Annotated in this window: 21 protein-coding genes; 6 read left to right on the forward strand and 15 right to left on the reverse strand. The window is 68.8% G+C overall.

What is annotated here, in order from left to right; all coding sequences use genetic code 11:
* Positions 1-77: 77 nt before the first annotated feature.
* The 6 genes from IAE56_RS16115 to IAE56_RS16140 form a co-directional block, all read right to left on the reverse strand.
* Complete coding sequence (locus IAE56_RS16115; RefSeq protein WP_200753214.1) at positions 78-749, reverse strand: Ivy family c-type lysozyme inhibitor; 672 nt, start codon at positions 747-749, stop codon at positions 78-80.
* A gap of 134 nt (positions 750-883) precedes the next feature.
* Entirely contained in the window at positions 884-1909 is a 1026-nt protein-coding gene (locus tag IAE56_RS16120; RefSeq protein ID WP_200753215.1) for an NAD(P)H-dependent glycerol-3-phosphate dehydrogenase, read from the reverse strand.
* A gap of 20 nt (positions 1910-1929) precedes the next feature.
* On the reverse strand, positions 1930-2448 hold the full coding sequence (secB, locus tag IAE56_RS16125) for a protein-export chaperone SecB (protein WP_108767291.1): 519 nt from the start codon (positions 2446-2448) through the stop codon (positions 1930-1932).
* A 99-nt stretch (positions 2449-2547) separates the two neighbouring features.
* On the reverse strand, positions 2548-2985 hold the full coding sequence (locus IAE56_RS16130; RefSeq protein WP_150454645.1) for a rhodanese-like domain-containing protein: 438 nt from the start codon (positions 2983-2985) through the stop codon (positions 2548-2550).
* A 57-nt stretch (positions 2986-3042) separates the two neighbouring features.
* Entirely contained in the window at positions 3043-3474 is a 432-nt protein-coding gene (locus tag IAE56_RS16135; RefSeq protein WP_108767289.1) for a hypothetical protein, read from the reverse strand.
* 32 nt (positions 3475-3506) lie between these two features.
* Entirely contained in the window at positions 3507-3974 is a 468-nt protein-coding gene (locus IAE56_RS16140) for a YiiD C-terminal domain-containing protein (RefSeq protein WP_108767288.1), read from the reverse strand.
* A 34-nt stretch (positions 3975-4008) separates the two neighbouring features.
* Between IAE56_RS16140 and IAE56_RS16145 the strand changes: the two genes are divergently transcribed.
* The 3 genes from IAE56_RS16145 to IAE56_RS16155 all read left to right on the forward strand — a co-directional run bounded on the left by IAE56_RS16145 (position 4009) and on the right by IAE56_RS16155 (position 7181).
* On the forward strand, positions 4009-4797 hold the full coding sequence (locus tag IAE56_RS16145) for a uroporphyrinogen-III synthase (protein ID WP_200753216.1): 789 nt from the start codon (positions 4009-4011) through the stop codon (positions 4795-4797).
* A 104-nt stretch (positions 4798-4901) separates the two neighbouring features.
* Positions 4902-5879: a uroporphyrinogen-III C-methyltransferase gene (locus IAE56_RS16150; protein WP_200753217.1), complete on the forward strand. Its 978-nt coding sequence runs from the start codon at positions 4902-4904 to the stop codon at positions 5877-5879.
* 6 nt (positions 5880-5885) lie between these two features.
* Complete coding sequence (locus IAE56_RS16155) at positions 5886-7181, forward strand: heme biosynthesis HemY N-terminal domain-containing protein (RefSeq protein ID WP_200753218.1); 1296 nt, start codon at positions 5886-5888, stop codon at positions 7179-7181.
* 90 nt (positions 7182-7271) lie between these two features.
* Here IAE56_RS16155 and IAE56_RS16160 read toward each other — a convergent pair whose 3' ends face one another.
* Positions 7272-8567 carry an acetyl-CoA C-acetyltransferase gene (locus IAE56_RS16160; protein ID WP_200753219.1) on the reverse strand — a complete coding sequence of 432 codons (1296 nt, stop codon included), beginning with the start codon at positions 8565-8567 and terminating at the stop codon, positions 7272-7274.
* Between the two features lie 93 nt (positions 8568-8660).
* On the opposite strand from IAE56_RS16160, the gene IAE56_RS16165 reads away from it, so the two are divergent.
* Positions 8661-9548, forward strand: a complete 888-nt coding sequence (locus tag IAE56_RS16165) for a hypothetical protein (RefSeq protein ID WP_108767283.1) — start codon at positions 8661-8663, stop codon at positions 9546-9548.
* Between the two features lie 75 nt (positions 9549-9623).
* Here IAE56_RS16165 and IAE56_RS16170 read toward each other — a convergent pair whose 3' ends face one another.
* The 4 genes from IAE56_RS16170 to IAE56_RS16185 form a co-directional block, all read right to left on the reverse strand.
* Positions 9624-10256 carry a superoxide dismutase family protein gene (locus IAE56_RS16170; RefSeq protein ID WP_200753220.1) on the reverse strand — a complete coding sequence of 211 codons (633 nt, stop codon included), beginning with the start codon at positions 10254-10256 and terminating at the stop codon, positions 9624-9626.
* Between the two features lie 31 nt (positions 10257-10287).
* Positions 10288-10857, reverse strand: a complete 570-nt coding sequence (locus tag IAE56_RS16175; RefSeq protein ID WP_200753221.1) for a superoxide dismutase family protein — start codon at positions 10855-10857, stop codon at positions 10288-10290.
* A gap of 94 nt (positions 10858-10951) precedes the next feature.
* Positions 10952-12400: a nitrogen regulation protein NR(I) gene (ntrC, locus tag IAE56_RS16180; protein ID WP_200753222.1), complete on the reverse strand. Its 1449-nt coding sequence runs from the start codon at positions 12398-12400 to the stop codon at positions 10952-10954.
* Positions 12393-13454, reverse strand: a complete 1062-nt coding sequence (locus IAE56_RS16185; protein WP_200753223.1) for an ATP-binding protein — start codon at positions 13452-13454, stop codon at positions 12393-12395. Before IAE56_RS16185 ends, ntrC begins: the two co-directional genes overlap by 8 nt.
* 139 nt (positions 13455-13593) lie before the next feature.
* Between IAE56_RS16185 and IAE56_RS16190 the strand changes: the two genes are divergently transcribed.
* Positions 13594-13875: a type II toxin-antitoxin system RelE/ParE family toxin gene (locus tag IAE56_RS16190; RefSeq protein ID WP_108757929.1), complete on the forward strand. Its 282-nt coding sequence runs from the start codon at positions 13594-13596 to the stop codon at positions 13873-13875.
* Between the two features lie 13 nt (positions 13876-13888).
* Positions 13889-14185, forward strand: coding sequence for a HigA family addiction module antitoxin (locus IAE56_RS16195; RefSeq protein WP_108767277.1), 297 nt, complete (start codon positions 13889-13891; stop codon positions 14183-14185).
* A gap of 55 nt (positions 14186-14240) precedes the next feature.
* Here IAE56_RS16195 and IAE56_RS16200 read toward each other — a convergent pair whose 3' ends face one another.
* The 4 genes from IAE56_RS16200 to IAE56_RS16215 form a co-directional block, all read right to left on the reverse strand.
* Entirely contained in the window at positions 14241-16286 is a 2046-nt protein-coding gene (locus IAE56_RS16200) for a TonB-dependent receptor (RefSeq protein WP_200753224.1), read from the reverse strand.
* A gap of 173 nt (positions 16287-16459) precedes the next feature.
* Complete coding sequence (locus tag IAE56_RS16205) at positions 16460-16753, reverse strand: hypothetical protein (protein ID WP_108745661.1); 294 nt, start codon at positions 16751-16753, stop codon at positions 16460-16462.
* 108 nt (positions 16754-16861) lie between these two features.
* Positions 16862-18013: an MltA domain-containing protein gene (locus IAE56_RS16210; protein ID WP_200753225.1), complete on the reverse strand. Its 1152-nt coding sequence runs from the start codon at positions 18011-18013 to the stop codon at positions 16862-16864.
* A gap of 123 nt (positions 18014-18136) precedes the next feature.
* Positions 18137-18883, reverse strand: coding sequence for an N-acetylmuramoyl-L-alanine amidase (locus IAE56_RS16215; RefSeq protein WP_200753226.1), 747 nt, complete (start codon positions 18881-18883; stop codon positions 18137-18139).
* Between the last annotated feature and the right edge of the window lie 83 nt (positions 18884-18966).

An 18966-nucleotide genomic window follows, 5' to 3' on the forward strand; every position in this document is an offset into this window, starting at 1 on the left:
GCGCTACCTGTGCGATTGCCGCAGTAGATCCACGCCATGCGTGGATGGGCCACGCGCGGTCATGAATTTCCGCCGCCTCATTCGCAGAGCGCGCTGTCTTCCGCCAACGCAGCATCATCCAGCGGGCGCAGCTGCTCGATCTGCTCGCGTTGTTCGGCGCTGGGTTCGCCCAGCCACCACACCCGGCAGCGCGCGGTCAGGCGGCCGACCATCTTCGACTGCTCGGGCGAGTACAGCATCGCCAGCGCGGTACCCGGGCAATCGTGCGCTTGGCAGGCGGTGTAGAACCACCACGGCTCGCCCTGCAGCACCACCAGCCCGCCCGGTCCACTGGGCCCGCTCAGCAGGCGCTTGCGCAGTGAGGGAATGTCCTTGTCGCTGGCCTCGGCCGCTGCGGTGTTCTGCATCAGGGTGTTGAAGGCAGCCAGCACCTTCGCGTCCTTGCGGCCGCAGTCGTCCACGGTGTTGCCGCCCACCAGGGTGAAGAAGTGGGTGGCCAGCGGGTTGTCCTTGCAGGTGAGTTCGGCGCCGGGGGTTTGTTCTTCCGGCTCGCCTTCGTTGTCCCACACCGAAGGGTCCACGTCGTCTTCAATAGTCGGTTCGGGTTCGACCACAGTGGCGGCGGCGGGTGCGTCGGTTGGGGTTGCAGCGGCCGGCGCGGGCTCGGTGCCCGCCTGCGGTACCGGGGCCTGCGAACACGCGGCCAGCAGCGCGATCATCCATGAGAGCCCGATATGGCGAGACGTCATTCCCTGTCCTTGGGTGTGTGGTGTGCGACGGTGGGATTCTACGCGGTGCGGGCATTCCGCCGGGCATGGCCCGGCGCTACCGTCGGGTTTCGCCCGCAAAAAAAAACCCCGGCACGTGGCCGGGGCTTTTCGATTCACTTGAACAGCGTGTCCGGATATTCCGGTTTCTGTTCCCGCGCCAGCAGGGCGCGCAGGCCTTCTGCAGGCGTCTGCTCGCCGTGCAGCACGGCACGAACGCGATCAGAGATCGGCAGGTCGATGCCATGGCGGCGTGCCTGTCGCATCACTTCGTCGGCGGTCTGCACCGATTCCACCACCTGGCCGATTTCGCGCACGGCATCCTGCAGCGTCTGCCCGCGGCCCAGGGCCAGGCCCAGGCGGCGGTTACGCGACAGGTCGCCGGTGCAGGTCAGCACCAGGTCGCCCAGGCCAGCCAGACCCATCAGGGTTTCCGGCTTGGCACCGATGGCGGCGGCAAGCCGCAGCATCTCGTTCAGGCCACGCGTGATCAGGCCGGCACGGGCGTTCAGGCCCAGCTGCATGCCATCGGCCACGCCGGTGGCCACGGCCAGCACGTTCTTCATCGCGCCGCCCAGCTCGGCACCCACCATGTCATCGCCCGTATAGGCGCGGAACGCCGGGCCATGCATGGCTTCGGCCACGGTCTGCGCGAACTCCGGCACGTCGCCGTGCACGGTGATGGCGGTGGGCAGGCCCAGGGTCACTTCCTTGGCGAACGACGGCCCGGTGACCACGGCCAGCGGCACGTCGTCACCCAGGATCTCGCGCGCCACTTCATGCAGGAAGCGGCCCGAACCGGGTTCAAAACCCTTGGTGGCCCAGGCCACGCCGGCACCGGCCGGGCGCAGCGGTGCCAGCGCACGCACGGTTTCGTTGAACGCGTGCGACGGGGTCACCACCAGCACCCAGGCGGCATCCTGCAGGGCGGCCGCCATGTCGGTGGTCGCACGCAGGCTGTCCGGCAGGGGAATGCCCGGCAGGTAACGCGGGTTCTCGTGGCGCTGGTCGATGGCGTCGACCACGGCGGCATCGCGCCCCCACAGCACGGTCGGGTGACCGTGCCGGGCGAGCAGCGTGGCCAGCGCGGTTCCCCAGGAACCGGCGCCAAGCACGGCGACTTTGTCAGCGGTATCGCTCATCCGTGACGTCGTAGCCAAGCTCAGGCGTTGCCGGCCGGCTCGGAATCAGCCAGCGACGGCGCGTCGCCCTGTTCCTGGCGCTGGCGCAGGGTTTCAGCGTACAGGCCTTCGAAGTTGATCGGCTGCAGGAAGAACGGCGGGAAGCCGCCGGCCTGGATCAGGTCGCTGACCAGCTGGCGCACGTACGGGAACAGGATGTTCGGGCACTGGGTACCCAGCAGCACGTCGATCGACTGCGGGTCCAGGCCGACCAGGCCGAACACGCCGGCCTGCTTCACTTCGGCCACGTAGGCGGTGCGCTCACCGGCCTGGCAGGTCAGGGTCACGGCCAGCACGACTTCGAAGGCGTTTTCGCCCAGGCGCTGCACCTGCTGGTTCAGGTTCAGCTGCAGCTCCGGCTGCACCTGGTCATTGAAGATGGTCGGCGCGTTCGGCGACTCGAAGGAAACGTCCTTGACGTAGATCTTCTCGACGGTGAATGCGGGGCCGTTGGCGGCATCGACCGGCGCAGCGGCGCCGTTGGTGATCTCTTCGGACATTTCCAGTAACTCCAATGAATGCAATGAAAACGAGTGTCGAACTACAGGATTGGGGGCGGCGGCAGGCCCATACAAGGCCAGTTCCGCCATCCCCTGCAATCAGTTGCGGCCCTTGACCAGCGGCAACTCGGCCTGCTGCCAGGCGGGAATGCCGCCTTCCAGCACGAAGACCTTCTCGAAACCGGCCTTCTTCAGCGTCTTGGCAGCGGTTTCCGATGCGTTGCCGCTGCGGCACACCAGCACCACCGGGCTCTGCTTGGCGTTGGCCACCAGCTTGTGCTCGGCGTTGAAGGCGCTGGCCTGGGCGCTGCGGCTGCCGGCGATGTGGCCCTTTTCGAAGTCAGCGCTGGGCGACAGATCGACCACGACCGCGCCACCGGCATTCATCAGGTGGGTCAGCTCGGCCGGCTTGATGCCCTTGTAGCCCCGGAACAGGCGGCGGGTTTCAGTGACGATGAGGGCCACGGTCAGGCCGACCAGGGCAGCGGACAGCATCGGGTTTCGGCCTGCAAAGGCCAGCAACTCTTCGTAATTCACTCAGGTCACGGGTCGATTAAGCGGGCGCCGATTGTCGCACAAGCCGCAGGGGGCCCGTCACTGCCCCTTCCACAGGTCCGGCAGGCCGGCCGCCTGCCACCAGCGCTTGGCTTCCGGGTCCCAGCGCCAGCGCTCGACCACCACCACGGTGCGCTCGGCCTGGGTGTTCTGGTTGATCACCCCGATTTCCACCCGGCGCTCGACCTGGCCACCGTCCAGCGAGGCGCTGCTGCGCTCGCGGTAGGAGGACACGCGCAGCTGCGCGTAACGGTTGAGCTCGAACTCGGTGGGCGGCTTTTCCTTGCGCAGCTCCGGGTCCAGGTAGGCAATGGCATCGTCCATGCTGCCCCAGCGGATGGTCGCGCCGTAGGCGATCTGGGTCTCTTCCAGCAGCTTGCGCTGCTTGCGGGTGAGGTCGTCGGCGGCAGCACCGGCCACGGCACTGACCAGCAGCAGGGAGCACATCAGGAACTGGATCAGGCGGCGCATCGGTGGTTTCCCCAGGACGTCAGCCTGCCATCCTACCCTTTGGCGAAGGCAACGAAGCGACCGCTCAGCTCGGCGGCCGAACGGCCATCGGCCCCCGGCTGGCGGGCGACGATGCTGATGCGGGCCTTGCCGCGCTGGCGGAAGGTGGCCAGGAAGGTATCCCAGCTGCTGGCTTCGGCGGTTTCGGCGTGGGCGTGCAGGTCTTCGTAGACCGGGGCCAGGTAGCGCAGGTTGCTGTCGGCCACGTAGACCTCGGCGTCGTGCCCGGCCAGGCGCAGGCGCAGGCTGACCAGCGCCCAGCCCGACAGGGTCAGCACCGAGGCCAGGCTGCCACCGAAGGCGTTGCCCTTGTCGTTGACGTTGGCGGCCAGCGGCGCGGTGATGCGCAGCACGCCGTCGGCATAGCCATCCAGGCGGATCTGCATCGCACGGACCGCCGGCATGCAGTCAAGCACGTCCTGCAGGGAGGCCAGCGAGGAGGTCAGGGCATCAGCGGACATCGAGCAGCAACCACGACAACGAAGGGCCCGCATAATGACGTCAATGGCCAACCATACGATACCCACTGGCTGGACCCTGATCTCGCTGCGGCCGCAGGGACAGCATGCCGGGCTGAGGCTGGCTGCGGCCAGGCTGGGCGGGGCCACCGTGGCGTTGTCGCCGTGGCGGCTGCAGCGGCTGCAGGGCGCGGCGGTCGAACAGCGGCTGAACCGGGCGCTGTCCTGCACGCGGGTGGTGTTCACCAGCCCGGCGGCGGTCGCGGCCGCTGCGGCACTGCAGCACCTGCCGGCGGCCCAGCGTGGCCCGTGGCTGACCGTGGGCGAAGGCACCGCGCGCGCCCTGCACGCGCAGGGCATCACCGACGTGCATGCGCCGCAGCGGATGGACAGCGAAGGCCTGCTGCGCCTGCCGGTGCTGGCCGACGTGCGCGGCACGGATGTCGGCCTGGTGACCGCGCCCGGCGGCCGTGGCCTGATCGCCGCACAGCTTGAGGCGGCGGGCGCGCGGATCATTCGTGCCGACATCTACCAGCGGGTGCCGCTGGTGATACCGCGGCGAAAACTGGCGCGATTGGCCCACTCGGGGACGCCGTGGTTGCTGGCCGTCAGCAGCGGCGAGGCCCTGCAGCGCTTCTGGCAGCAGCTGTCCCCCGGTTGGCAGCAGCGCCTGTGTGAACAGGCCATCGTGCTGGCCGCCAGCGAACGCCTGGCCGAGCAGGCGCGGGCGCTGGGGTTTGCCAGCGTAGTCCGCAGCGAAGGGCCCACCGTCACCCAGATGACGGCGGCCGCACACGCCGCGCTCACTGCCCCGGCAGCGACCTGAACAGGCACCCGGCACACGCTTGCCGGGTTCAGCGCCAACGGTAATGCTGTGTCCAACGCTGCCTGCTGGCTCCCCGCCGGCGACGCCGCCGACAAGGAAGCCCGATGAAAGACACCCCGCCACCTGCCCCCTCCCGCCGTCCTGCACGCTGGCTGCTGCCGCTTGCGGTGGTGGTAGTGCTGGGCGCCGCGGGCTACGCCGGCTGCCATTACTGGCAGCAACAGCAGCGCGACCAGGCGGCACAGGCACAGAGCACGGACGTGCAGCTGAAGGGGCTGGAGGCCACCGTCGAGGCCCTGCGCCGCGACCAGCGCGCGACCAGCCAGCGCCTGCAGGATGCGGCCGCCACCAACCGCGTGCTGCGCGATGAAATGCTGGGCCTGTCCCAGCGCAGCGCGCTGCTGGAGGAGAACCTGACCCGGCTGACTGAAAGTGCCAACCACGGCCGCCAGGCCGTGCAGCGCGACGAGGCCGAGCTGCTGCTGACCCAGGCCGCGCAACGGCTGGCCTTTGCCGACGATGTGGAAGGCGCGCGCCGCCTGTATGCGCAGGCCGCCACCGCATTGGCCGACCTGCCGGACAACGAAGGCCTGAACCTGCGCCAGGCGCTGGTGCAGGAACGCGACGCGCTGGATGCACTGGGCACGGGCCCGCGCGTGCAGGCGCTGCATCGACTGAATGCCGTGGCCCAGGCGCTGCAGGGGCTGCCTTCCGAGCTGCCGCCCACGCCGGCCGAAGCGGCTGCCAAGCCATGGTGGCAATCGGCGCTGGCGCCGTTCGTGGATATCACCCCGACCCGCTTGAACGGCCCGCTGACCCAGGCCGAGCGCGCCGCCGCCGATGACGCGCTGCAGCTGGAGCTGACCCTGGCCCGCGCGGCCATCGAGCGTGGCGACCGCAGCGGCCGTGATGCCGCGCTGAACCGCGTGGCCCACTGGGCGCAGAGGCGCTGGCCGGATTCACCGGGCCTGCGCGCGCAACATGCTGAACTTCAGGCCTTGCGCAAGGCCCCCCTGCAGGCCGAGAGCAGCGTGCTTGGCAGCACCCTGCAACAACTGCGCTCCCAGACCGACCGGAGGTGACGCCCGATGAAACCCCTGCAATCCCTGGTCGTACTGCTGCTGGCCGTGGCCATCGGCGTGGTGGCTGCGCAATGGCTCGGCACCGATGATCTGAACCGCTACGGCGAAGTGACCCTGCGCTACGGCGGCTACGACTACCACAGCAACCTGCCCAAGGTGGCCCTGCTGTCGGTGATCGGTGTGCTGGTGCTGTGGCTGCTGTGGAGCCTGGTGGCGGCACCGTTCCGCGCCTGGGGCCGCTACCGCCGCAAGCAGGGCCGCGTGCGCCTGATCGATGGCCTGCAGGCCTACGAACACGGCCACTGGCAGCGCGCGGAGAAGCTGCTGGATGGCGCCGCAGCCGACCCGGAAGTGAGCGCGGTAGCGCTGGCCAATGCGGTGCGCAGCGCGCAGTCGCGTGCCGATGCCGCGTCGGGCGAGGCGCTGCTTCAGCGCCTGGGTGAAAGTGATGCCACGCTGCATGCGCTGCTGCGCGCCGAACAGCTGCTGGCACGCGACCTGCCGGTGGATGCGATCAATGCGCTGGACGTGGCGGCGATCCAGCCGCTGCCGCCGCGTGGCCTGTGGCTGCGTACCGAAGCGCTGGCGCAGGCCGGGCGCGCGCACGAGGCGTACGGCCAGCTGGGTGCGCTGCGGCAGAGCAAGGTGCTGCCGACCGATGCCAGCAGCGAACTGGAAGCCCGCCTCGCTGCGCAGGCCCTGCTGGAAGCAGGCGATGTGAACGCGCTGGCCGCGCAGTGGGAAGCCACGCCGAAGGCGCTGCGACCGACCCCGGACGTGGTGGCCGCCTACGCCACCCGTGCGGTGGCCCTGGACTGGGACGAGCCGGCGCTGCTGGCCCTGGAACAGGCGCTGGACCATCGCTGGGACGATGAGCTGGTGGCGCTGTATGGCCGCTTGCCTGCCGAACGCCTGGCCACCCGCCAGGCCAACTTGGCGCGCTGGCGCAACGTGCATGACGATTCGGCTGCGCTGCGCCTGGCGCAGGGCCGCATTGCCCTGGCCCAGCAGCAATGGGATGCCGCCGATGCGTTCCTGCACGAGGCCATCGCCGCCGGTGCCGGTGCGCCGGCGTGGGAGGCGCTGGGTGAAGCGTTTGCCCAGCGTGGCGAACACGCACTGGCCGCGCAGTGCCTGGCCAATGCGCTGCGCCTGCAGCGTGGCGAGGACAGCGTGGCGCTGGTGCATGCGGCCGATGTGGCGCCGCGCAGCACGGTGGAAGAGCTGCCTGCTGCCGCGCAGCCGCCGGTGTATGACGCCAATGAGGTGCGCGACGAGTTCGGCAACCCGCGGGTGCCGTGAGCATGGCCGAGGTGTGCCGACCAACGGTCGGCACCCACCAACAAAAACGCCGCCCAATGGGCGGCGCTTTTTGTTGTTCGATGGATGCAATCAGCGTTCGACGATCGCCACCACGCCCATGCCGCCGGCGGTGCAGATCGACACCAGCGCGCGGCCACCGCCGCGTTCGGCCAGCTGCTTGGCCGCCGTCGCGATCACGCGGGCACCGGTGGCGGCAAACGGGTGGCCGGTGGCCAGCGACGAACCCAGCAGGTTGATCTTGTCCGGGTCGATGCGGCCCATCGGTGCATCCAGGCCCAGGCGGTTGCGGCAGTAATCCTCGCTCTCCCACGCACGCAGGGTGCACAGCACCTGCGCGGCGAAGGCTTCGTGGATCTCGTAGATGTCGAAATCCTGCAGGGTCAGGCCGTTGCGCTTGAGCATCTCCGGCACGGCCACGGTCGGTGCCATCAGCAGGCCTTCGCCGTGCACGAAATCCACCGCGGACACGTGGGCATCGCGCAGGTAGGCCTGCGGCTCGTGCCCGTGCGCGCGGGCCCATTCCTCGCTGGCCAGCAGCACCGCGGCGGCACCATCGGTAAGCGGGGTGGAATTGGCGGCGGTCAGCGTGCCGCGACCCGAGACCTTGTCGAAGGCCGGCTTCAGCGTGGCCAGCTTTTCCAGCGAGGTATCGGCGCGCAGGATGTTGTCCCGCTCGACGCCACGGAACGGGGCGATCAGGTCGTTGAAGAAGCCGCGCTCGTAGGCAGCGGCCAGCTTCTTGTGCGAGGACACCGCCCATTCGTCCTGCGAATCACGCGAGATGTTCCATTCCTTGGCCATGTCCTCGCAGTGGTCGCCCATGCTCTTGCCGGTACGCGGCTCGGCCACGCCGGGGAACTCGGGCTTGAGTTCGGAGAGCTTGAAGCCGGCGGTCAGCGCGCGGATCTTGTCGCCGGTGCTCTTGGCCCGGTTGGCGGCCAGCAGGCGCGCACGCAGCTTCTTGCCGTACACGATCGGCACGTCGGAGGTGGTGTCCGAACCACCGCCGATGCCCGATTCGATCTGCCCCAGGGCGATCTTGTTGGCCACGGTGATGATGCTGTCCAGCGAGGTGCCGCAGGCGCGCTGCAGGGTGATGCCCGGGGTCAACGGCGACAGGCCCGAGGACAGCGTGGCTTCACGGCCCAGGTTCCAATCGCTGGAATGCTTGATGACCGCGCCCATTGCCACTTCGCCGAGCTGCTGGCCGTGCAGGCCGAAGCGTTCGACCAGCGCACCCAGTGTCCGCACCGACATGCCGAGGTTGCCGACATCCGAATACGCGGTGTTCTGGCGGCAGAACGGAATGCGGACGCCACCGAGGATGGCGACGGGACGAGCGTTGGGCATGGAGATACCTGGCATGGATGAGGGTGTCTGCAACATGGCCTGCACGACGGAGCAGGCATAATGGAGCCAAGTGTAGCTGCCGCCCTGTGATGGGCCAACCGTGGAACCATGAGCAAACCCGACCCCGCGATGAATGCCCTTGGCGTGCTGGCCCTGGAACTGGCCAACGGCGAAATCCCGCGCCAGGCGGTGCTCAGCGCCGACCAGGCCGGTGAACTGGCCGACCGTATCGGCCGTGACCTGGCCAAGCTGGTGCCGCAGGTGGCCGAGCTGGACCTGGTGTTCGCCGCCGCCCATTTCGACCCCGCTGAAATCCTGCGCCCGGGCTGGCCGATCCACCGCCGCCTGGAGGAACTGCAGATGCGTGCCCCCGGCCGCAGCCAGGGCCCGCGCCTGCTGGCCTTCGGCGCCGGCGCCGATGGTGAAGTGCCGCTGCCGTTCCAGGCCGATGCGACCCTGGTGGGCGGTGGCCTGCGCGTGGTGCCCTTCCTGCTGACCGGCAGCGACGTGGCCACCACTACGGCCGTGGCCGATGCGCTGGAAGAGGTGCTGCTGGCCAATGGCATGGCCCATGCCGATACGGCGCTGATGGCGCAGAACAGCTTCGGTGCCCGCATCGAGCACGCGCGCTACTTCACCGTGAACGACCTGGCCGCGATGATGTCGATGCAGTACGACAACCAGGGCCTGGCAGCGCTGTGGCCGCTGATCGAGACCGCGATCATGGCCCCGGGGCAGGACGAGTGGCTGGAAAACGCACCCGAGCCGCTGCTGCGCTATACGCAGGGCGAGGCGCGCATGGCGCTGTTCGATCCGGCTGGCTGGTGCGCGTACTACAACCACAGCAAGGGCGACTGCGACCGCCTGCAGGGCATCTACGAGCAGTTCCTGATGCGCCAGCGGCAGATGGCCGCGGTGCTGGAAGCGCACGGCGTGCCGGTGCTGTTCGTGCATTGCGAGGCCGGGCAGGACGCGCGCGAGCTGCTGGCGCGCTGATCTGCGATTGCCGGCCAGCGGCCGGCACTACCGCTGAAAAAAACGCCGGCTTTCGCCGGCGTTCTTCGTTCTGCCTTACGGGGCCTTCTGGATGACCGCGCAGGCCAGGCGCGCGCCGGCGTTGCCGGTCGGCTGGGTCTTGTAGTCGTCCGCATCGGCGTGGACGATCAGGCCGCGGCCGATGATGTCGAAGTCATCACCCTTGCCGATGTTGACGTTGCTCGAGACCGGGCCGTCGATGGTGGCCACGCCCTTGTCGTCGGCCTTGATGTTGGGCATGTCGCCGCCGTGGTGCGGATCGGCCGAGACGTTGCCGTGATCCTGCTTGCCCGGGTTGAAGTGGCCGCCGGCGCTCATGCCGTCCGGCGCGCTGCAGTCGCCCTTCTCGTGGATGTGGAAGCCGTGCTCGCTGCCCGGCTTCAGGCCGGTGATCTGGCCGGTCACGTGCACCTTGCCGTCGACGACCTTGAAGGTGACGCTGCCCTTGGTCTCGTTGCCCTGGGTCGGTGCCAGTTCGGCGCTGGCCGTGGCATCGGTGGCCGGAGCGGCGTCGGTAGCCGGGGCAGCGGCCGGATCAGCCGGTGCTGCCGAACCTTCGGCCGGGGTGGTCGCCGGGGCTTCGGCTTCCGGGGCTGCCGGCTGCTGGTTGCAGGCCGCCAGGCCCAGGGCGGCGATGGCCGCGAACAGCGAGGTATGGATCAGACGCATGGAACTCTCCTTGAAATGATGCCCGTGGCGATCAGCGGGTAACCCGGATCACACCGCAGGCGATGCGGACGCCGGCATTGCCGGCGGGCTGGCTGCGATAGTCATCGGCGTTGGCATGCACGACCAGTGCACGTCCGGCGATATCGGTGGCGGCGCCTCCCCCAAGGGTAACGCCCTTCAGGTGCACATCGACATTCGCGCGGCCCTGGGCATCAGCGTGCAGGTTGTCGATGTCGCCCAGGTGATGCTTGCCGCTGCCGGCGCGACCATGCGCGCTGCCAGCGGGGTTGAAGTGGTTGCCGGCACTGCTGGCATCCACCGCGCTGCAGTCACCGCGTTCGTGGATATGGAAACCCGCCTGCTGCAGCGGCTGCAGGCCACCGACCAGGCCGGTCAGGTGCACACCACCGCTTTCGGTCTTCAGCACCAGGCGGCCACTGACGATGCTGGCCGAGGCCGGCGCCAGGTTGGCTTCGGCCAGCTGGGCCACGGGCGTGGTGACCACCGGCGGCGGCGTGGGCTGCGGCTTCTGCGGCGCGCTGCCACAGGCAGACAGCAGCACGGCGGCGGACAGCGGCAGGATGGCAAATGACAGGCGCATCAGGAAACTCCTTGCAGGGAACACTACGGACGGCATCGTCCATGGCGGATCAACAGTTCGGCAAGCGGGCGCGAGGACCGCGTGCAGGGGGCGTTCAATGGCCCCCGCGGCGGCGGCCGGCGCCCAGTTTGCGGGTCAGCGTGTTACGGCCCAGGCCGAGCCGTGCGGCGGCTTCGGCGCGTCGGCCATGGGTGATCTGCAGCGCGGCTTCCAGCAGGGCGTGGTCCACGCGCTCGCGCACCTGCGCGTGCAGGCCTTCGGTGCCTTCGGCCAGCTGCCGCCGCGCCCATTCGGACAGCAGCGTTTCCCACTGGCCCGGATCAGCACCCGCGCTGCTGCCACGACGGCTGCGGCTGCGGTTCAACGCGGTATCGACGTCGGCCACGCCGATGGCGTCGGCGGCGGCGAGTGCGGCCATGCGCCAGCAGACGTTCTCCAGTTCGCGCACGTTGCCCGGCCAGTCGTGCTCGCGCAGCGCCTGCAGGGCCGCGGCGGTGAGCCGCTTCGGCGGCGTGTCCAGCTTGTGCGCGGCGGCGGCCAGGAAGGTGGTGGCCAGCTGCGCGATGTCCTCGCGGCGGTCGCGCAGCGGCGGCAGCTGCAGGCGCACCACATCGAGGCGATGCAGCAGGTCGGCACGGAATTTCCCCTGCGCGACCAGCCCTTCCAGGTCCTGGTGGGTGGCAGCGACCACGCGCACATCGACATGGATCAGCTCGCGGCCACCGACGCGGAAGAATTCGCCCTGGGCCAGCACGCGCAGCAGGCGGGTCTGCAGCGGCAGCGGCATGTCGCCGATTTCATCGAGGAACAGCGTGCCGCCGTTGGCCTGCTCGAAGCGGCCGATGTGGCGGCGCTGCGCACCGGTGAACGCGCCGGCCTCGTGGCCGAACAGTTCGCTTTCCAGCAGTTCGGCGGGGATGGCGGCGGTATTGAGCGCAACGAACGGGCCCTGCGCACGCGGTGATTCGCGGTGCAGGGCGTTGGCCACCAGTTCCTTGCCGGTGCCGGTTTCGCCGGTGATGAGCACCGCCAGCGGTGCCTGCGCCAGCCGGCCGATGGCGCGGAACAGCGCGCGCATCGGTGGCGTGTCACCCACCAGCTGTGGCGGCTGGTCGCTGGGCGTTTCGGCCACCGGGGCGGGCGCGGCCAGTGCTGGTGCCACGGCGGGCAGCACGCGCTGGGCCAGCGCCACCGCGTCGTCGAGATCGAAGGGCTTGGACAGGAACTCGTGCGCGCCACCGCGGAACGCGCCCGCCGTGCTGGCCACATCGGTGTAGGCCGACATCACCACCACCGGCAGCTGCGGCAGCGCAGCCTTCAGCTTGTCCAGCAGCACCAGGCCATCGTCGCCGGGCATGCGCACATCGGTGAACAGCAGGGCAGGCGCCGGGCCTTCGTTCAAGGCCTGCAACGCGGGCGCGGCGCTGTCGAAATCGACGACCTGGTAGCCGGCCTCGCGCAGCGCGGTGCACAGCACGAAGCGCACGGCGCGGTCATCGTCGACCACCCAGATGCGCTGCGCGGAGGTAGGGGAATCAGACATCGCGCGGGGCCTCCTCGGCCGGGGCGGGGCCGTTGCCGATCGGCAGCAGCAGGGTGAACACGGTATGTCCCGGCCGCGAGCGGTAGGTGAGCGTGCCGCGGTGTTCGCGCGCCACCTGCTGGGCCAGCGCCAGGCCCAGGCCGGTGCCTTCGGCGCGGCCACTGACCAGCGGCAGGAACAGGTGCTCGGCCAGTTCCTCGGGTACGCCACGGCCGTCGTCGGCGATTTCCAGGCGCAGGGCCAGGGTGTGCAGCTGCTCGGCGATGCGCACGCCATGCTCCACGCGCGTGCGCAGGGTGATGACCCCGGCGCCGGCCTGGATGGCGTTGCGCACCAGGTTCCATACCGCCTGGGTGAGGCGGTCGGCATCGCCATCGAGTTCGGGAATGCTGGGGTCGTAGTCGCGTTGCAGGCGCACGGCCCAGCCAGCCTCGCTCTCGGCCAGCCGCAGCACGCGTTCCAGCGAGACGTGGATGTTCAGCGGCGCATGCGGCGCGGCCGGGGCCGGCGACAGTAGCTGGTCGAGGAGGCCGTTGAGGCGTTCGATCTCCGAACCGATCAGCTCGATCAGCTCGCGCTCGCTGGCATCGCGCTGGGCGGCACGGCGGGCCAGCAGCTGCGCCGCGCCCTTCAGGCCGGCCAGCGGATTGCGCAGCTCGTGGGCCAGGCCCTTCAGCGCGGCACTGAGCGCGCTGGGCAGGGCCTGGGTCGGATCCAGGCCCGGGAATTCGTCGACCGGATGCGCTTCCAGCAGCCAGCCACCATCGTCGCGGCGGCTCATCCAGCCCTCGGCGAAGCGCGCGCCCTCACCCGGCAGGGCCAGCGCCAGGCGGTTCAGGCGCAGGCTGTCGCGCTCGTCACGGGCAAGGAAATGGGCCAGCGCCTCGCCCTGCACTTCCAGCGCGGCCAGCGGCTGGCCGATCAGGCGGCGGACGCTGACGCCCAGCCAGCGGGCGAAGGCGGGATTGCAGCCGATGATGCGGCCATCGGCCCCGGCCCAGGCCAGCGGCGTGCCGAGGGCATCGAGGGACGGCGGGGGTGCGGGGTCGGACATTGCACCAATGTAGTGCAAAACGGGGGGCGGGCATCAGATCACTTCGTATGCGTCACCGGACGTCGTGCCTGGGAATTACCTGTCAGGCTTGCTGATCGGATACTAACGCCTTACGATACTATCGACAATCGTTACTACCATGCCGATCCAGTCGTTCGCCTGCAAACGCACGCAGGCGCTGTTCGATGGCCAACGCGTGCCGAGGTGGCGCCACATCGAAGCCGCTGCCCTGCGCAAGCTGGCGATGCTCAACGTTGCGGCCGATCTGCGGGATCTGCGCATACCTCCGGCCAATCGCTTGGAGCCGTTGCACGGAAACCGGTGCGGCCAGTACAGCATCCGCATCAATGATCAGTTCCGATTGTGCTTCGTCTGGACCCGAGAAGGCCCCGCCGAAGTCGAAATTGTCGATTACCACTGAAGGAGCCGCGCGCATGCGAACCGTCCCCTACCCCGCTCCCGGCGAGATCCTGCTGCATGAGTTCCTGGAGCCGCTGGGCATCACCCAGTACCGCTTGGCCAAAGCGATCGGCGTGTCACAGCGCCGGATCGGCGAGATTGTTACCGGCCAGCGCGCCGTGACTGCAGATACCGGACTGCGGCTGTCCCGCTACTTCGGCGTGTCCGACAAGTTCTGGATCGGTCTGCAGGCGGATTTCGACGCGGCGATGACGAAGGAGAAGCTGGCGGAGGTTCTGGCGCGGATCGAGCCTTACAACGCGGTGGCATGAACCTGTCCGGGGTCAGAGCCCTTTCCTGGCGGAAAGGGATCCGACCCCGTTCCGGTTACAGCTTCATGTTCAGGCCGACGAACACGCTGCGGCCCGGGGCCGGCGAGAACATCGGGCGAGCGCTGTCCCAGAAGAAGCTGTCGTACCAGGCGTAGGCGTACTCGCGGCCGGTGACGTTCTTCAGCTGCAGGTCCACGCTCCAGCGTGGATTGATCTGGTACGCGGCGCTGAGGTCGAGCACGGCGAAGCTGCCGAACTTGCCGGCCTCGTTGCGCTCTTCCAGGTAGTAATCGCCCTGCGCGCGGGCCTGCAGACCGAGGCGCAGCGCGTCGCTGGCGCGGTAGTCCACGCCCAGGTTGCTGATATGGCGCGGGGTGGCGGCCACTTCCCTGCCCTGCAGCGAAATGCCGGCATCGCGGTCGTCGCGGGTGATCTTCGCTTCCTGGTAGGCGTGCGAGGCCCACACCGTCCAGTCATCGCCCAGCTGCAGGCTCAGCTGCGCGTCCACGCCGCGGCGACGGGTCTTGCCCAGGGTGACCGTGGTGCCGGTGGCCGGCATGTTGGACACCTCGTTTTCCGCATCCTGCTGCCACACCGCCAGGCGTGCCTGGCTGCCGGCGAACGGCTCGAACTTCAGGCCCAGCTCCATGCCGGTGTTGGTGGAAGGCTGCATCGGCGCCTGCCCCGGGGTGAGGTAAGCCGGCGCAGTGGAGCCGGTCAGCACCTGGAAGGTGCGGCCCCAGTTGGCGTAGACGTGAGTGGTCTGGCCCAGACTGTGGATGACGCTCAGCTTGGGCTGGCCGATGGTGCCGTAGTCCTGCAGGCGGCCGCTGACGCCGTTCATCAGGTGCGTGCTGCCACTGAAACGGTCGACGCGGTAGGCCGGCACGATCTTCCACGCCTCGGCCGGCTGGTAGATGGCCTGCACGTAGGCACCCCAGTTGTCGAAGCTGTGGCGGTCGTCGTTCTGCACGCGCGCCGGCGCCTGGCTGTAATCGGTGGGTTCGGCGTAGGCGTAGCGCTCGCGGATATAGCCGTTGTCCTGCTGCTCGTAGTTCAGGCCGCCTTCGACGGTGAGCGCGGGACTGGCCTGCCAGGTGAGCGTGCTGAGCAGGCCGGTCTGGCGCTCATCCCACACGCGGCGCTGGCGCGGCAGGTTGCCGGTGGGCAGGTCGCTGAAGGTTACGCGGCGGTCGTCTTCATAGCGGTTGTAGTACAGCCGCGTGCCGAAGGTCAGCGCGTCAGTGAGCTTCAAATCCACGTGCGCGGCGACCTGGCGCATATCGCGGTCATCGCCATCGTTGGCGTTGCGCAGGTCGCTGCCACGGCGGTGCGTGCGCAGTTCGTCGGCCGTCATGAAGCCGGGCTCGTCCGCTTCGTGGTGATAGGCGCGCGCGGTCAGGCCCACGCGCAGGCCGTCGTCCAGCGAGCCGTAGAACCATTTGCCGCCCAGCGAGTACTTCTTTGAGGTGTCGTGGTCGCGGTAGCCATCGCTGGCCTGGGTGCCGATGAAGTAGTTCTGCGCGAAGCCATTGCTTTCGCGGCCGATCGCCAGCTGCGCATCGCGGGTGTTGTAGCTGCCGTAGGCCAGCCGCGCATCGGTGTAGTTGCCGCCCTGGCGCGTACCGAAGTTCACGTTGCCGCCGATGTTGTGCAGGCCGTAGCGCGGGTCGTTGGTCCCGCGCACCACTTCGATGTAGCTGATTTCCAGCGGGAACAGCATGTCGATGAAGCGCTGGTTGCCGCTGTTGACGTTGCTGGGGATGCCGTCGATGAGGGTCTTGATGGCGTTGAGGTAGCCCTCGCCGTTGAAGGCGCGGAAGCTGACCTTGCCCGACTCCGCACCCTGCCGCGTTTCGGTGAGCTGGATGCCGGGCATCTGCCCCAGCAGTTCCCAGCTGTGCGAGACGTTGCGGTCTTCGATCTGGTCCGCGCCGAGCACGTCCACCGAGGTCAGCACCTGGTGTGCGCTGAGCTGGCCTTCGCCGTGCTGGTGCACCTGCACCTTGCCGAGGGTTAGCGCGGCATCGGCGGACTGTGCGAAAGCTTCAGGGGCGAACGGGGCGGCCGCGAGGGCGGCCACCAGCGTGGAGGTTTTCATGGGGGTGGAAGGGTGCGGATGAAATGTAATCATATAACATTTCAGGCGCAAAGCCCGTAGAGTCGAGCTTGCTCGACTGCCGTTGTCAGGAGCAGTCGAGCAAGCTCGACTCTACGAGGGCGGTGGAGCAGTCGAGCATGGCTCGACTCTACAAAGGCGGGGGGGACCGGTGCTTACACCGGGTAGCCGGTGGCTTCCCTGGCCTTCTTCCAGGCGCTTTCAAATTCGCGCGCGGAGATCTCATCGTCCTCGTCGAAATCGAGGAACGACACCGGCTGGTCGGCCAGCAGGAAACGGTCGTCGCTCTGGCCGTGCTCATCGGCCCAGACCAGCTTGGTGCCGTAGATTTCCACCTGGCGCACGATCTTCTCGCCGCGGGCTTCCATCAGCACGTTGCCCTTGCCCAGGCCCGATTCGGCCCAGTGCTTGTAGTACTTCTTGGCGGTGTTGTTCTTGATGTTCTTCATTGCAGGGGTCCTGGCCGCAGCGGCGGCCGGAGAGTTCGGAATGGCGCCATTATCAGCCATTCGGGGTCAGAGCCCTTGCCTGCGGCAAGGGATCCGACCCCTGCCGGTTCAGTTCGGCAGCGGCGCGCCCTTCGGCCACAGCATCCAGAGGTTGCCCTTCTGCTTCATGTCACCGGCCAGCTTGCCGGCGGCATCGCCACTGCCCCAATACAGGTCAGCGCGCACTTCGCCGGCGATGGCACCGCCGGTGTCCTGCGCGGCCACCGGGCGCACCACCGGGCTGCCATCCGGACGGGTGGTGGACAGCCACAGCAGGCTGCCCAGCGGCACCACGCTGCGGTCCACCGCCACGCTGTAGCCGGCGGTCAGCGGCACGTTGAGCGAACCGCGCGGGCCTTCCGGGCTGTCGGCGCTGCGCACGAAGAACACGTAGCTGGGGTTGCTGCGCAGCAGCTCCGGCACGCGCGCCGGGTGCGCCTTCGCCCACGCGCGGATCGCATCCATGGTCACGTCTTCCTTCTTCAGCTCGCCCTGGTCCACCAGCCAGCGGCCGATGGCGCGGTAGGGGTGGCCGTTCTGCTCGGCATAGGCCAGCCGCACCTGGCTGCCATCGGCCAGGCGCACGCGGCCCGAGCCCTGGATCTGCAGCAGCTGCAGGTCCATCGGGTCGGTCAGCCAGGCCAGCACAGGCGCTTTGGAGCCCTTGCTGGCGATGGTGCCGGCGTCGTCATAGGGCTTGAGCACCTTGCCGTCGAGGCGGCCACGCAGGCGCTTGCCCTTCAGTTCGGGGTAGAGGCTGTCCAGCTGCACCACGATCAGATCGTCGGGCGTGCCGTACACCGGCACCGTGGCGGTGGCCGTGCGGGTCAGGCTGCCGGGGTAGATGGGTTCGTAGTAGCCGGTGATCAGGCCATCGGCCTGGTGGCCCCCGGCGCGCAGCGCGTACACGTCGAGATCGCGCTGCAGGAACTGGCGGATCGCCGCCGGGTCCTTGTCGGACACCGTGGCTGCGGTCGCGCAGGGCTGCGCCCAGACCGCATCGTTCTTCAGGCGGGTGCAGCTGCTGCGCCAGGCGACGAAGCCGGCCTGCAGGTCAGCATCGGAGACCGCCGGCAGCACCTTCCAGTCGACTTTGGCGTAGGTGGCGGCAGCGGGCTTGGCGGCCGGTGCTCCCGGATGGGTGCCGGTGGTGGCGCAGCCGGCGAGCAGGGCGACGGCCAAGGAGGTGAGAAGCGCGCGCGGCGACGTAACAGTGATCATCGTCGCAATGTAGTGGGGCCGACGGTGGCGGAGCAACCTTCGGTAGCGCCGGGCCATGCCCGGCGGAAAGCGGATCCCGCGCTGCGCGCTCGCCGGGCATGGCCCGGCGCTACTGTCAAATGGCTACGGCGTCTGCAGCAGCAGCGAATGCAGGATGCGGGCGTCTTCGGCGTCCAGCGTCTTCGGCAGGTCGTCACTGCCGCGGAAGCGGCGATGGAAGGCGGCGACGGCCGCTTCGCGATCCTCCATCGGGTAACCGAAGCGGGCCATCGCATTCCACGCATCGAAACCGTCCGGCGCGGGGCCATCGCTGGCACGCGGCCACACGCCGAAGCCAGCCTCGGCCAGCTGCTGCCAGGGGAAGAATCGGCTGGGGTCGGCCTTGCGCGTCGGCGCCAGATCGGCGTGGCCGATCACCTGCCGCGGCGGAATGTTGAAGCGCTCGGTGAGGTCGCGCAGCAGCAGGATCAGCGATTGGATCTGCGCGGGCGTGAACGGCGTGCTGCCGTTGTTGTCCAGCTCGATGCCGATGGAGGCCGAGTTGAGATCGGTGATCGTGCCCCAGCGGCCAGAGCCCGCGTGCCAGGCGCGGCGCTCGTCGCTGACCAGCTGGTAGCGGTGGCCATCGGCCCCGATGAGGTAATGCGCGCTGACCCGGCCGCCGCTGTTGGCGGTGCGCAGCGTGTGCAGGCTCTGCTGCACCGAATCCTGTTCGGTGTGGTGGATGACGATGATGAGCGGATCGCGCGCGTTCTGGTTTGGCGAAGGCACCCAGGTCGCCAGCGGATTGCGGCTTTCCTGGGGCGCGGAAGCACAGGCGGCCAGCAGCAGGCAGGCCGAGAGCATCAAGGGGGTGCGGATCGGGTGCATGCGTTTGATTGTGCGCGATCACACGCGACGATGCATGACGCGGTACCGACCAACGGTCGGTACCCACCAGGGCAAGGGGAGTG

The sequence above is a fragment of the Stenotrophomonas sp. S41 genome (genome assembly GCF_016624625.1).
Lineage (GTDB): Bacteria > Pseudomonadota > Gammaproteobacteria > Xanthomonadales > Xanthomonadaceae > Stenotrophomonas.